The following is a 13,643-nucleotide window of genomic DNA, read 5'->3' as shown; positions in this document are numbered from 1 at the left end:
CCGGGCGGCGCGCCGCCCCCGCCGGCCTGCGCGGCGCGCGGGGGCCCCCCCCCCGCCGGCCCCCGCGCCGCCCGCCCCCGGCCCCCCCCCCCCCCCCCGGCGCGGGGCCCCGGGGCCCCACCCCGTACCGCCCCCTACCTCACACCAACCCCCGCCCCCTCATCCACACCGGCACCGGCGCCCGCACCCTCATCCGCACCCGCCCCCTCCGGAACAATGCCCAGCGCGGCGTCCTTCGCGGCTTCGGCCTCGCGGCGGAAGAGGCGGAACCACATGAAGACGACGAAGCCGGCGAAGACGAACCACTCGCCGGTGTAGCCGAGGTTCTGGAATGCCTTGAGGTCGAGACCGCTGCCCTCGGCGGCGGCCGGCGGGACGGCGCGCAGCGGGGCCTGGGCGTCGCCGAGGGTGATCCAGGCGTCGTAGACGTGGTACGGCACGATGTTGACCAGCGACGCCGCGCTGATCATGCCGAGCTGGCCCTTCGGCAGGCCACCGGTGGTCTGCACACCTGCGGTGCCCTGGTTCTCGGACGCCTGGAGCGCTCCGGTGACGGTCACCTCACCCTTGGGCGGTGCCGGGACCTTGGCGGCGTCGGCCCGGGAGTTCGCGTCGCCCGGCAGCCAGCCGCGGACCACGGGGAGGGCCTTGCCGCCGTCGGTACGCAGCAGGTTCAGGACGTAGAAGCCCGGTGTGTCGTGCTGCTTCCGGTCCAAGGTGCGGTCCGGGACGAGCAGTTGGTGCTCGGTGTCGTAGGTGCCTCGTGCGCTGGCCTGGCGGCCTGAGGTGACCTGGTCGACGGGGAGCAGGCTGTCGAGGGGCCGGGCCGCGGCTGCCTTGGCGTCGGCGGAGCGGTCCTCCTGCTGCTGATGCGTATCGACGCGTGCCTCGAAGCGGCTCAGCTGCCAGCTGCCCATGAAAATGCAGAAGGGGATCGCCAGTACGGCGAAGACGTTGATTCCCCACCACCGCGGGGTCAGCAGGAACCGGTACACGCCCCCAACGGTACGGGGCCCGAACGGCGGGGCTGCACCGCCCCCTCCACGGCGCAGCCCCGGCCGCCAGGACCTGGGCCGCCGGCCTCACTCCGTCGGCAGCACTCCGGTGCGGTACACCGTGCCGGAGCACGCGTCCTTGATCGTGGCGTCGGTGGCGGCGGGCTCGCCGGCCTCCGGCGTGTGGCTGAGCATGATGCCGCCGGGTGCGGCGCCGTCGCCCGAGCCTCCGCCTTCGCCCGAGCCGTTTCCGCTGCCGTCCTGGCCGTCGCCGCCTCCGCCTCCGCCTCCGCCCGCGGTGGCCGGCGAGGAGTCGGCCGCCGCGGCCGGCGACTTCGAGGGCTCGGGGGTGGGCGAGGGGCCGGGATGTGCGCAGCCTGTGGTTCCGCCGCCGGCGTCGGGGATCCAGGCGAACTTGACCTCGTATGCCTGCCCGGGTTTGAGAACCAGCTGGTCAGGGGCGGTTGCGGGGTCGGGGAGCCCGGTGGCTTCGTCGCCTGACGTGTGGTCGACGACGTGGATGTGGTCGGCTTTCGTGGAGCCCTGGGCCACCGCGTCGACGGTGCCGCCGCCGTCGACGGAGCAGGCCGCGTCCGAGGTGTTGACCACCCGGAACGCGCCGTAGACGCGTCCCCCGGAGTCGGCCTGGCCGACCTTGCCGGTTGCCTTGCCCAACTGTTCGCGTCCGCAGACCGGCGAGGTGACGTCCATCGTCTCGTACGGGTCGGGGGTGCCGGAGCCGACGTCCTGCCCGGGGCCGTCCTTCCGCGTCGCGGTGCCGTCGCCGTCGGGTCGGCCGGAGCCGCGGTGCTTGCCGTCCTTGCCGGTGGGCGGCGCGCCGTGGTCTTCGGGGCCGTCGCCGTACGGGCCCGCGACGGTGCCGTCGGCGCGTTGGCTGCTCGCCGCGTTCGCCGGGCGGTCGGCGGAGCCGTCGTCCAGGGTCGCGACGTGCACCATGGCGGGGATCGAGGTGCCGCCGAGCAGCAGTGCGGCGGCGGCGCCCACGACGGCGTGCCGACGGCGTCTGCGGCGGGCGGATACGGCGCGGCGCAGCTGATCAAGGGCGTCCGGTGCGGGCTCCAGGTCGTCGACGGATGACCGCAGCAGCCGCCTCAGTTCGTCCTCGCCACCGAGTCCACCGCCCGGTGGGCGGGGGGCGGAGGGGAGAGAAGTGAGGGAGGGGACGGGGGTGATGGCGTCGGGGTCGTCGTCACGGTGGCCCTGGAATCGGTCGCCGCCGTACCGACCATCGCCGTATCGTCCGTCGCCGTACCGACCGTCGCCGTACCGCCCGTCGCTGCCGTATCCGTCGGCACCGCTGTCAGCCCTGTCATCGGCAGCGCCGTCGGCACCGCCCGCATCACCGACACCGATGTCATGACGGAGCGCCGTCAGCCACTGCCCGCCCGGATTCCGCACCGGGTCCGCTCCGGGGTCGGCCCGCCACCCGTGCCCGGGATCCGCCCCGTGCCCGGGATCCGCCCCGTTCGTGGTGTCCGTCTCGTTCTCGCCGTCCGGGCCGTTCCCGGATTCCCTACCGGACGGTTCCTGCGCCCCCGGCGTGCCGAAGGTCTTGCCGTTCATGCCGACGCCTCCATCGCGACGCGGAGCGCCGCGATGCCGCGCGATCCGTACGCCTTGACCGAGCCGAGCGATATTCCCAGCGTCTCGGCGACCTGGGCCTCGGTCATGTCGGCGAAGTAGCGCAGGACAAGCACCTCGCGCTGACGGCGTTGCAGACCGCGCATCGCCTGGATGAGCTGGTCGCGCTCCAGGAGGTCGTACGCGCCTTCCTCGGCGCTGGCCATGTCGGGCATCGGCTTGGAGAGCAGCTTCAGGCCGAGGATGCGGCGGCGCAGTGCGGAGCGCGAGAGGTTGACGACGGTCTGCCGCAGGTAGGCGAGCGTCTTCTCGGGCTCGCGCACCCGGCTGCGCGCGGAGTGCACGCGTATGAACGCTTCCTGGACGACGTCTTCGCAGGACGCGGTGTCGTCGAGGAGCAGCGCGGCGAGTCCGAGCAGGGAGCGGTAGTGCGTGCGGTAGGTCTCGGTGAGGTGGTCGACTGTGGTGCCCGCTGCCATCGCGTCGTCAGCGTCCCCGCGTTGGGGGGAGATCTGCGTGGGATGCGTGGTGGGCCAGGGGGCGATCACCGGCATGCCCCCGGACGCACGGTGGCGCGGCGGGCGCACTGCCGCGCTCGCTGCGCCCGCTGGGGCGATCGTGAAACCGAGTACCTCTGCCACGCCTGTTGGACACGCTTCCCCCCGTCAGGGTTGTACGCGCAAGACACCACCTTCGACGATGCGTCAAATGCCCTCATGCGTACCAGCTCTTCCCCAATGCCCCATTTATTCCGACGCATTCACCCCCGGCGCCTCCGGAGCATCCGAGGTCACCCACGGCACACGTGACACTCCCAGACGCCCCCTGGACACCTCCCGGACACCCCCGCATCTTGCGGACACCCCGCAGGGCAGCCACGAAGACGCTCCCCGCCCGGCCGCCGGTTGCAGTGCGGCGGGGAATAAATGGTCGGCCAGATCGTCAGCCCGGTTCAAGTGGCGCGGGCCGACGGATTACACACAGAAACTTCACACGATTCACAAAGTATGTCCTAGCCGGCGCGCACCGGGACACCCGATCCCGCCAACATGCGGCGCCCCACGTCCGGAAAGCCACCGGGCCGCGGGCACCACACGCCCCGGAAGTCCGGCAGCGGAAGAGGCGGCTCCCGCTACGCGTGCCACTCCCCCGCGATCAACTCGCCGATCTGCGCGAGGTTCAGCGCGGCGCCCTTGCGCAGATTGTCCCCGCACACGAAGAACTCCAGCGCCTTCGGGTCGTCCAGCGAGCGCCTGACCCGCCCGACCCAGGCCGGATCGGTGCCCGCCACATCGGCCGGCGTCGGGTACTCGCCTCCCGCGGGATCGTCGCTGAGGACAACTCCCGGCGCGGCGGCCAGGATCGCGTGCGCACCGCCGACCGTGACCTCGTTCTCGAACCGCGCGTGGACGGTCAGCGAGTGGCCCGTGATCACCGGCACCTGTACGCAGGTCGCGGTGACGGGGAGCCGGGGCAGCCCCAGGACCTCGCGGGTTTCGTTGCGGATCGCGAGTTCATCGGACGACCAGCCGTCCTCCTGCAGCGAGCCCGACCACGGCACGACGTTGAGCGCGACCGGCGCAGGGAACGGCCCGAGCGCGTCACCGACCGCCCCGCGCACATCACCCGGCGCATTGCCCAACTCCGTTCCGGAGACCGCCGAAAGCTGGGCCCGCAACGTGTCGACGCCGGCCTTCCCCGCCCCGGAAACGGCCTGGTACGAGGAGACGATCAGCTCGCTCAGCGCGTACTCGGCATGCAGGGCGCCGAGCGCGACGATCACCGCGAGCGTCGCACAGTGGGGATTGGCGACGATACCGCGCGGACGCACCCGGACGGCGTGCGCGTTGACCTCGGGGACGACGAGGGGCACGTCCGGATCCCCCCGGAACGCGCCCGAATTGTCCACGACCACCGCGCCCTTGGCGGCGGCGACCGGCGCCCACCGCGCACTGGCCGCGTCCGGCACGTCGAACATCGCGACGTCGATGCCGTCGAAAACGTCCTCACCCAGGGCGAGGACCTCGACCTCCTCGCCCCGCACGGTCAGCTTGCGGCCGGCCGAGCGGGGGGAGGCGATCAGCCGGATCTCGCCCCAGGCGTCGGCCCGCTCGGAGAGGATCCCGAGCAGGACCGAGCCGACGGCGCCGGTGGCGCCGACCACGGCGAGATGCGGCTTACGTGCCGTACGGGCGTCCGCCCCCGCGGCGTGCGCGGAGGACGGACGGCCCGCCTCGGCCGGAATCATCGACCGGTGCCGCCATAGACCACGGCCTCGTCGCTGTCCGTGTCGAGGCCGAAGGCGGTGTGCACGGCGCGCACGGCCTCGTTGACGTCGTCGGCGCGGGTGACGACCGAGATGCGGATCTCGGAGGTCGAGATCAGCTCGATGTTCACCCCCGCGTTCGACAGCGCCTCGAAGAACGTCGCGGTGACGCCGGGGTTGGTCTTCATCCCCGCGCCGACCAGCGAGATCTTGGCGATCTGGTCGTCGTAGCGCAGCGAGTCGAAGCCGACGGCCGCACGGGTCTTCTCCAGGGCGGCGACGGCCTTGCGGCCCTCGGCCTTCGGCAGGGTGAAGGAGATGTCCGTCAGCCCCGTCGAGGCCGCCGACACGTTCTGGACGACCATGTCGATGTTGACCTCGGAGTCCGCGATCGCACGGAAGATGCGCGCGGCCTCGCCCGGCTTGTCCGGAACCCCGACGACCGTGACCTTCGCCTCGGAGGTGTCATGTGCGACGCCCGAGATGATCGCCTGCTCCATCGGAAGGTCCCCTTGTGGTTCGTTGCTGACCCACGTGCCCTTCAGCCCCGAGAAGGAGGAGCGGACGTGGATCGGGATGTTGTAACGACGTGCGTATTCGACACAGCGGTGCAGCAGCACCTTGGAGCCGGAACTGGCCAGCTCCAGCATGTCCTCGAAGGAGATCCAGTCGATCTTCCGGGCCTTCTTCACGACCCGGGGGTCGGCGGTGAAGACACCGTCGACGTCGGTGTAGATCTCACAGACATCGGCGTCCAGCGCAGCCGCCAGCGCGACGGCGGTGGTGTCCGAGCCGCCGCGGCCCAGCGTGGTGATGTCCTTCTTGTCCTGGGACACACCCTGGAAACCGGCGACGATGGCGATGTTGCCCTCGTCGACCGACGTCTTGATACGGCCGGGCGTGACATCGATGATCCGTGCCTTGTTGTGCACGGAGTCGGTGATGACACCAGCCTGGCTGCCGGTGAAGGACTGCGCCTCATGGCCGAGGTTTTTGATCGCCATCGCCAGCAGGGCCATGGAGATCCGCTCTCCGGCGGTCAGCAGCATGTCGAACTCGCGCCCCGATGGAATCGGGGACACTTCCTGAGCGAGATCGATCAGCTCGTCCGTCGTGTCGCCCATCGCCGAAACCACCACGACAACCTGGTTGCCGTTCTTCTTGGCTTCGACGACTCGCTTGGCAACGCGCTTGATGCCCTCGGCATCCGCAACGGATGAGCCGCCGTACTTCTGCACGACAAGGCCCACGTGCGCTCCTCGCAACTGTCTCTTCGGGAGTTTCCTCCCGGACCCCCGGAAATGGGGGTACTGCGGTCGACTCAGTTTAGCGAGCAGGCGGAATCCGCCTCGCTGATACCGCATCCTGAGACACAAAGCTCACTCATCGGTCATCCTCGATCACCGATCCGGTCACCGTGTCCCACGGCGGATCCGCGCGGCGCACCGTCGCGCCCGCTCGGCCAGCACATGCCCGCTCCGCCACGGTGCACACGGGAACGTAAGCCAGGTCACACGGCCCCCCGGACGCGCCGCACACGGTTTCCGCCACCCCCGCGGCCCCCGGCGTCTACACCCGCCGCAGCCCCAGCGGCCCGGCGATCTCGGCCGCCATGACCTTGCCGGCCTCCTCGGCGAGCCGCTCCTCGTCGTGGTCCGCGTCGCTGTCGGTGTCCAGCCCGTCCAGCGCGTCCAGCGGCTGGTCGAGGCGTACGTGCGCGACCAGCGACTGGAGCGCGCGCAGGGCGGCCGACGCGGTCGGGCCCCAGTTCGTGAGGTAGGAGAACTGCCACCACCACAGCGCTTCGCTGACCCGGCCCGCCCGGTAGTGCGCCAGGCCGTGCCGCAGATCCGTGACGATGTCGGCGAGGTCGTCCGAGATCCGGCAGGCGACCGGCTCGCTGCGCACCACGTACGGGTCGAAGACCTCGGAGTACACGTCGACCGGGTCGAGCAGCACGGCGAACCGCTCCCGCAGCTCGTCCACGTCCGGCTCGGGACCGCTGTCCGGTTCGTAGCGCTCGTCCGGGACGATGTCCTCGTGGGCGCCGAGACGGCCGCCGGTGAGCAGCAGCTGGGAGATCTCCAGCAGCAGGAACGGCACGGCGCTGTCCGGCTCGTCGCCCTTGGCGACCGCGGTCACCGCGACGATGAAGCTCTCGATCGAGTCGGAGATCGATACGGCGAAGTCGTCGGGATTCTGTGTCGCGTTGTGCAGCGTGGCATCAGACATCGAGAAGTCTCCTCCCTTCGAAGGCCCGCCCGAGCGTGACCTCGTCGGCATACTCCAGATCGCCCCCGACCGGCAGTCCACTGGCCAGTCGCGTCACCTTCAGCCCCAGATGCTTGGTCATCCGGGCCAGATACGTGGCCGTGGCCTCGCCCTCCAGATTCGGGTCGGTGGCCAGAATCAGCTCGGTGACGGTGCCGTCGGCGAGCCTGGCAAGCAGTTCCCTTATCCGCAGGTCGTCGGGGCCGACACCCTCGATCGGGCTGATCGCCCCGCCGAGCACGTGGTAGCGACCGCGGAATTCCCGCGTCCGCTCGATCGCCACGACGTCCTTGGGCTCCTCCACGACGCAGATGACCGCCGGATCACGCCGCGGGTCGAGACAGACCCGGCACTGCTCCTCCTGCGCGACATTGCCGCACACGCTGCAGAACCGGACCTTGGCCTTGACCTCCATCAGCGCGTTCGCGAGCCGGCGGACATCGGTCGGCTCGGCCTGAAGAATGTGGAAGGCGATCCGCTGCGCGCTCTTGGGACCGACGCCGGGCAGCCTGCCCAACTCGTCGATCAGATCCTGGACCACGCCTTCGTACACGGAACGTCTTCTTTCTCTTCTGCCGTACTCAGTACGCTAGTTGGCTACTCCTCAGAAGGGGAGACCGGGAATTCCACCGCCGCCGAGGCCCTGCGCCAGCGGGCCGAGCTTCTGCTGCTGCAACTGCTGGGCGCTGGCGTTCGCGTCCCGCACGGCGGCGAGCACGAGATCGGCGATCGTCTCGGCCGTCTCCTCCGCGGATTCGGCGTCGACCGCCTTCGGGTCGATGACCAGACTCTGGAGCTCACCGGAGCCGGTCACCGTCGCCTTGACGAGTCCGCCGCCCGCAGAACCCTCGACGGGCGTCTCGGCCAGCTCCTGCTGAGCCGCCGCAAGGTCCTGCTGCATCTTCTGGGCCTGCTGAAGCAGCTGCTGCATATTGGGCTGACCACCGGGGATCACGACGTGACTCCTGCCATACGACAACGATTGGTGCGGTAGCCCGAGCCTACGTGCTCCACGGGCCCGGCGCCCTACGCCGGACGGAGGAGCATGCATGTACGGCCGGGCGCGCACGGACACCCACCGGACACCCACCGGACGCACACCCGGGCAGCCCGTGCCCGACCCCGTCCACCCGCGATTCCGCCCCCGCCGCGCCGTCGATCCGGCCGGTTTCCTCCCGGTATCCGGCCTGTTCCGCCCGCCGCCTACCTGGCCGCCCGGTACCCAATCCGGGTGATCGGCGAGGTGAAGGGTGTGGCTGGGGCGAGGGCAGGGCCGGTGAGCGCGGGCTCAACGCCCTGCTCCCCACGCCCCTCCCCGTCCTCACTCACTCTCACTCGTTCTCTCACTCGTTCTCTCACTCGTTGTTGAACTCCACACTCACTCGTTGTTGAACTCCTCGACCACCGTCGCGCCCAGTTCCCGCACGATCAGGTCGTGGCCGCTCAGCGCGGAGTCCACCAGGTCCGGGTCGTCCTCGGCCGGCATGTCGTACTCGATCGCCATCGGAGGCGGCTCGGGAGCGGTGTACTCGGGCTCCGGAGGCCGTCCGCCCTGGCCACCGCCCGATGCCGGAGGCGCCACGGCCTCCCGCGCCATCCGGGCCCCCTGGCCGCCGCCCTGACCGGACCCGGACCCGCCCGACGGGCCGCTCGGCTGCGGCGGGGCCGCCTGCGGCGCAGGCTGCTGCGCGGGGCTCTGTGCCGCTCCATAGCCACCGGCCGGCCCACCGCCGCCGTAACCACCGCCCTGGCCACCGCCCCCGCTGCCACCACGGGCCCCGCCGGCCGGCGGATTGGCGCCGCCCGACGGATCGACGATCGCCTCCACCCGCCACTGGACCCGGAACTTCTCGGCGAGCACGTCCTTCAGCACGTCCTCGCTGCCGCCGTTGGCGAAGCTGTCGCGCGCACCGGCGTTCGGGAAGCCGATCTGGAGCGTCGTGCCGTCGAAGCCGGACACCTGGGCGTTCTGGCTCAGCAGGATCCACGTGAATCGGCGGCGGCCCTTGACCGCGTCCAGAATGTCCGGCCACATCTGCCGTACCTGTGCCGCTCCCGGTGCCCCTGGTGCACCCGGCGCCCCCGGTGCCCCGCCCGCCTGCGGCTGCGCGGGGGCGGGCCTCTCCGGTGCGGGGGCCGCGGGAGCCGCGGGTGGCGCGGTGGGCGCGGTGGGCGCCTGCCGGGCGCCCTGGCCGGGCGCCGTGGCCGACGGCCAGCCGCCGGGCTGCCGTCCTCCTCCGGCGGCGCTGCCGCCGCCCGCGCTCCCCGGCCACGCACCGGGCCGGGCGGGCGCACTCTCCGCAGCCGCCCCGGAAGCGGCCTGCGCATCGCCCCCGGCAGCGGACGTACCCGCACCCTGGCCACCTGCCGCGGCAGCCCCGCCGCCGCCGGTGCCGCCCGGCCAGGCACCCGGCCGCGCCGCGGGCTCGGCCCGCTCCGCCGCGTGCGAACCACCCTGGGCCGCGGGCGCCGCAGCCGGCGCCTCGCCACCGGCCACCCCGCCCACAGGAACACCGGCACCGTCCGCCGCAGCACCGGCCCCGGACAACGGAGCCCCCTGCTCCGGCCCGGCGGCAGTGGCCCCTCCGGTCCCACCCGTCGCTCCGCGCACCGCCGCACGCGCCGCGGCCGGACCCGCAGGACCTGCGGGCGGACCCACCGGATGGGCCTCCGGACCCGGCACGTACCCAGCCGCGGGTCCACCACCGGAAGAGACCACAGGACCACCGGCCCCGCCCGGGAAGGCGCCAGGACCCACCGGGCCGCCGCCTCCGCCTCCGCCTCCGCCGAGCGCCGCCGCACCGGCCCCGCGCTCCAGCCTGTCGAGCCGCGCCTGCACCGACCGCTCGTCGTCGTAGGCCGCGGGCAGCAGCACCCGCGCGCAGATCAGCTCCAGTTGCAGCCGCGGCGACGTCGCTCCGCGCATCTCCGTGAGGCCGGTGTTGACCAGATCGGCGGCCCGGCTCAGCTCGGCGGCCCCGAAGACGGACGCCTGCGCCGTCATCCGCTCCACGACGTCCGCGGGGGCGTCGATCAGCCCCTTCTCCCCCGCGTCCGGCACGGCCGCCAGGATCACCAGGTCACGCAGCCGCTCCAACAGGTCGGCGACGAACCGCCGCGGGTCGTTCCCGCCCTCGATGACCCGGTCGACGACCTCGAAGGCCGCGCCGCCGTCCCCTGCCGCGAACGCCTCGACGATCGAATCCAGCAGCGACCCGTCCGTGTACCCGAGCAGCGCCGTCGCCATGGCATACGTCACACCGTCGTCACCGGCTCCGGCGAGCAGCTGGTCCATCACGGACATCGAGTCACGCACCGAACCGGCTCCGGCCCGGACGACCAGGGGAAGCACCCCGTCCTCCACCGGGGCGGACTCCCGCCCGCACACGTCCGCCAGGTACGTGCGCAGCGTCCCCGGCGGCACCAGACGGAACGGATAGTGGTGCGTACGCGACCGGATCGTCCCGATGACCTTCTCGGGCTCCGTCGTCGCGAAGATGAACTTCAGATGCTCCGGCGGCTCCTCGACCACCTTCAGCAGGGCGTTGAAGCCCGCCGAGGTGACCATGTGCGCCTCGTCGATGATGTAGATCTTGTAGCGGCTGCTCGCCGGCCCGAAGAACGCCTTCTCACGCAGCTCACGGGCGTCGTCCACGCCACCGTGCGACGCGGCGTCGATCTCGATCACATCGATCGATCCCCGACCGTTCCTGGCCAGGTCCACACACGACTGGCACGTCCCGCAGGGCGTGGGAGTGGGACCTTCCTCACAGTTCAAGCACCGCGCCAGGATCCGCGCGCTCGTCGTCTTGCCACAGCCGCGCGGCCCGCTGAACAGATACGCGTGGTTGACGCGGTTGTTCCGCAATGCCTGCTGCAGCGGATCGGTCACGTGCTCTTGCCCGATGACCTCGGCGAAGGTCTCGGGTCGGTAGCGGCGGTACAGCGCGAGGGACGACACGCATACGACGATATCGGCCCCCACCGACAATCGACCCGTCCCCAAGCTCTCGGCTCCGCTCGAGCAGGGGAGACCCCAACCAAGCTCCCGGCTCCGCCTAAGCAGGGGCGGCCCCAACCAAGCTCTCGACTTCGCTCGGGCACGGGCGGCCGGCCACCATCGAGTTCCCGGCTCCGCTCGGGCAGGGGCGGGCGGCCTCCATCGCAAACGCAAGCGCCCCCCACGCACCCGCCAGAGCCGACCTACCCTTGCTGCCTTCCGGCCCTGGGGGAGTTCAGTCAGATAGCGCCACGTGAGGGGCTGCGCACCACAGTAGCGGATCCCCCACCCCGGATACGACCCACCTCCCACCCTCACTCCCTCCCGGACCCCCGCCTCCGGATCATGTTCGCGAGCACCCTCCAACGTCTTGTATTGTTTGCGGCGGAGGATTCGCCTAGTGGCCTAGGGCGCACGCTTGGAAAGCGTGTTGGGGGCAACCCCTCACGAGTTCGAATCTCGTATCCTCCGCCAGTGCCTCACCGGGCACTAACGTTGAAGGGCCCCATCGCTTGCGGTGGGGCCCTTCAACGTCGCTGGGACGGCCCTGCTATGCCAACGGCCGGCCGACGCCCTCCTGCCTGAGTGAAGATCCCTGACGGATGGCCCGCTGGGGCCAGTGCCTGGTCATGTCGAACTGGATACGGCCTCGAGACCGCCCGGCCAAGCGGCGGAAAGACCGGACAGCAATCACGCCCGGCCCCAGGAGAGCCCACGGCCGCGGGCGGATTCGCTCGCGAGCGGCAGTGCTCTGTCTCGCGGCCCCGTCGCGGACCGGAAGCGCCTGCCCGACAGCGCGTGCGGAATCGCCGGCCTTCCTCCGCTAAGTCCTGGCCCCCGGGTTCGGCGCCGACTGGGGCAAGCAGTCGTTCCGCGTGGCAGGCCGTCGGCCTCACCCCGCTCCACGGCCTCTTCCGGCACCCCGCCCCCGGCACCCACCCTGCGGACGCGCGGACGACGTCTGGGTGCACTACATCTTCACCGAGACCGCGATGTGGACCCCGCCGCCGGACCACTGAGCGGGGCTCCTGACCAACAAGCTCTACTACAGCCGCAAGCGCGAAGCACTGACCGCCGTGCACAACTACACCTTCCAGGCGGTGGCCTTCGCGTAGCCCGCCCGCCTGCTCCGGCGACGTTCCTGATCGCAGCGCCGTGCGGCTGGTCTGCGGGCCGCGCGTCGCCAGGAGTTCGTGTACGCCCTGGAGGTGTGGCCGAGTGAAAGCGTCTGTCGATGACGGGCTTGAAGCGGCTGGAGTCCATCGCTGGTCCTCCCAGCTGGGCGAGTCCGGCCCTCGCCAACTCACTCTCCGGCTCTGCCGTGCGAACTGCGAATCACTCAAGTGCGGCAGCGCCGCCCAAGCGCCTTTCAGCAGTCAACCCGCCGCCCCGAGCACACCGCAACTCCCATGACAACGCACAGGACACCCACTGCCAACCCCGCAACACCAACAGTTCAATCTTAATAAGACATCTGCGGTCTTCGGATGGCGCACAGGTGGATCAAAATTGATCATTTTCGATTGAGAGTGAGTACTCAGTCGTCGGCAGCCTTAGGATAAAAAAATGAATATTGCTCTTGCGGATCCTGAGAAGCCAGGAGAGCCGAGAGGAAACCCCGCCTCGCGACTCGTCAACGTAACCCCTGAGATCGCCGAAACTTTTCTGTCCCGAGCCTCGGTCAATAGACGCCTGGACATGGGGCGGGTGAGATCCCTAACGGAGAGCATTCTGCGTGGCGAATGGAAGTTGACTCATCAGGGAATCGCCTTCGACGAAGCCGGTGTACTTCTCGATGGCCAGCATCGCCTCCATGCGATTATCGAGGCCAATACTCCCGTAACGATGTTCGTTTTCGATGGACTGTCAGAAGACGTCTTCCCTGTTCTCGACACCGGAAAGCGACGGAGTGCAGCGGATACACTGTTGTCGACAGGCGAGAAGTACTTGCCTCTACTTTCCTCCACCATTCGCCACGTAATCCTCTTCAAGACCATGCCGAATGGATCATGGAACGGTGCCCAGGCTTACGTGTCGAATGACCGGATCCTCGCAGCATATTACGGTGACAAGGACAGGTACGGGGAGGCGGTGGCCATCGGCCGTGAGCTTTCCAAGTACCTATTTGCTAGTCAGACGGCGGCGGCGGTGGGCTTTTTCTTGACCACAGAGGCTGCACCTGGGGCACATCCCGCAGAAATTGAGGACTGGACCTCGGGTCTCAAGTCGGGTGCGAATCTAGACCCTGGCGATGCGAGGCTCGCTCTGCGAGAGGTGCCGAGGGGTACACAGAAGCGGGGTTCCAAGCGCAGGATGGGCTTACGGGACCAGGTGGCGATCTATATCAAGGCGTGGAACGCCTGGGTTCAACCGGATCAAGCCGGAGAATTGCGCCTTCAGCGTTTGAAGAAGCGGGAGAAGATGCCGATGCCGGTGGAGGTGAGATTCAAGCGCTAGCCTCGCGCTTTCACGAGGCGGGCTGTCCGACTGGTGATCAAGAAAGCAGAAA

Annotated in this window: 10 protein-coding genes, 1 tRNA gene and 1 other RNA gene; 2 read left to right on the top strand and 10 right to left on the bottom strand. The window is 70.2% G+C overall.

The window, feature by feature from the left end:
- Positions 1-134: 134 nt before the first annotated feature.
- From ACIBK8_RS32775 to ffs, 10 genes are all read right to left on the bottom strand, one after another.
- A complete protein-coding gene (locus ACIBK8_RS32775) occupies positions 135-995 on the bottom strand; it encodes an SURF1 family protein (protein ID WP_399045983.1) in 861 nt (286 codons plus the stop codon).
- A gap of 87 nt (positions 996-1,082) precedes the next feature.
- On the bottom strand, positions 1,083-2,579 hold the full coding sequence (locus tag ACIBK8_RS32770) for a hypothetical protein (RefSeq protein WP_399045982.1): 1,497 nt from the start codon (positions 2,577-2,579) through the stop codon (positions 1,083-1,085).
- On the bottom strand, positions 2,576-3,145 hold the full coding sequence (locus ACIBK8_RS32765; RefSeq protein WP_399045988.1) for a SigE family RNA polymerase sigma factor: 570 nt from the start codon (positions 3,143-3,145) through the stop codon (positions 2,576-2,578). Before ACIBK8_RS32765 ends, ACIBK8_RS32770 begins: the two co-directional genes overlap by 4 nt.
- Before the next feature lie 584 nt (positions 3,146-3,729).
- Positions 3,730-4,845, bottom strand: coding sequence for an aspartate-semialdehyde dehydrogenase (locus ACIBK8_RS32760; RefSeq protein WP_399045981.1), 1,116 nt, complete (start codon positions 4,843-4,845; stop codon positions 3,730-3,732).
- Positions 4,842-6,113 carry an aspartate kinase gene (locus ACIBK8_RS32755; RefSeq protein WP_393689389.1) on the bottom strand — a complete coding sequence of 424 codons (1,272 nt, stop codon included), beginning with the start codon at positions 6,111-6,113 and terminating at the stop codon, positions 4,842-4,844. Before ACIBK8_RS32755 ends, ACIBK8_RS32760 begins: the two co-directional genes overlap by 4 nt.
- A 319-nt stretch (positions 6,114-6,432) precedes the next feature.
- Positions 6,433-7,095: a DUF5063 domain-containing protein gene (locus ACIBK8_RS32750; protein ID WP_393689390.1), complete on the bottom strand. Its 663-nt coding sequence runs from the start codon at positions 7,093-7,095 to the stop codon at positions 6,433-6,435.
- Positions 7,088-7,687, bottom strand: coding sequence for a recombination mediator RecR (gene recR / locus ACIBK8_RS32745; RefSeq protein WP_393689391.1), 600 nt, complete (start codon positions 7,685-7,687; stop codon positions 7,088-7,090). Before recR ends, ACIBK8_RS32750 begins: the two co-directional genes overlap by 8 nt.
- Positions 7,688-7,738: 51 nt before the next feature.
- The gene (locus ACIBK8_RS32740; protein ID WP_393689393.1) at positions 7,739-8,089 is read right to left on the bottom strand and encodes a YbaB/EbfC family nucleoid-associated protein; all 351 of its coding nucleotides are present in this window, start codon (positions 8,087-8,089) and stop codon (positions 7,739-7,741) included.
- Positions 8,090-8,512: 423 nt separating this feature from the next.
- Positions 8,513-11,095, bottom strand: coding sequence for a DNA polymerase III subunit gamma and tau (locus tag ACIBK8_RS32735; protein WP_399045978.1), 2,583 nt, complete (start codon positions 11,093-11,095; stop codon positions 8,513-8,515).
- A 206-nt stretch (positions 11,096-11,301) separates the two neighbouring features.
- Positions 11,302-11,400, bottom strand: an RNA gene (ffs, locus tag ACIBK8_RS32730) — signal recognition particle sRNA small type.
- A 120-nt stretch (positions 11,401-11,520) separates the two neighbouring features.
- On the opposite strand from ffs, the gene ACIBK8_RS32725 reads away from it, so the two are divergent.
- Both ACIBK8_RS32725 and ACIBK8_RS32720 read left to right on the top strand, forming a co-directional pair.
- Positions 11,521-11,608: transfer RNA gene (locus ACIBK8_RS32725), tRNA-Ser, on the top strand.
- Positions 11,609-12,700: 1,092 nt separating this feature from the next.
- Positions 12,701-13,591, top strand: a complete 891-nt coding sequence (locus ACIBK8_RS32720; protein ID WP_399045976.1) for a hypothetical protein — start codon at positions 12,701-12,703, stop codon at positions 13,589-13,591.
- Positions 13,592-13,643 lie beyond the last annotated feature (52 nt).

This window comes from Streptomyces sp. NPDC050161, from assembly GCF_044460025.1.
Classification (GTDB): domain Bacteria; phylum Actinomycetota; class Actinomycetes; order Streptomycetales; family Streptomycetaceae; genus Streptomyces.
The sequence above is the reverse complement of the archived record's forward strand: the minus strand, read 5'-3'. Positions and strand labels throughout refer to the sequence as shown.

Bases quoted from the DNA above. Each gene is read 5' to 3' on its own strand.
- ACIBK8_RS32760 (WP_399045981.1), bottom strand. From the start codon at position 4,845: ATGATTCCGGCCGAGGCGGGCCGTCCGTCCTCCGCGCACGCCGCGGGG.
- ACIBK8_RS32770 (WP_399045982.1), bottom strand. From the start codon at position 2,579: ATGAACGGCAAGACCTTCGGCACGCCGGGGGCGCAGGAACCGTCCGGT.
- ACIBK8_RS32750 (WP_393689390.1), bottom strand. From the start codon at position 7,095: ATGTCTGATGCCACGCTGCACAACGCGACACAGAATCCCGACGACTTC.
- ACIBK8_RS32720 (WP_399045976.1), top strand. From the start codon at position 12,701: ATGAATATTGCTCTTGCGGATCCTGAGAAGCCAGGAGAGCCGAGAGGA.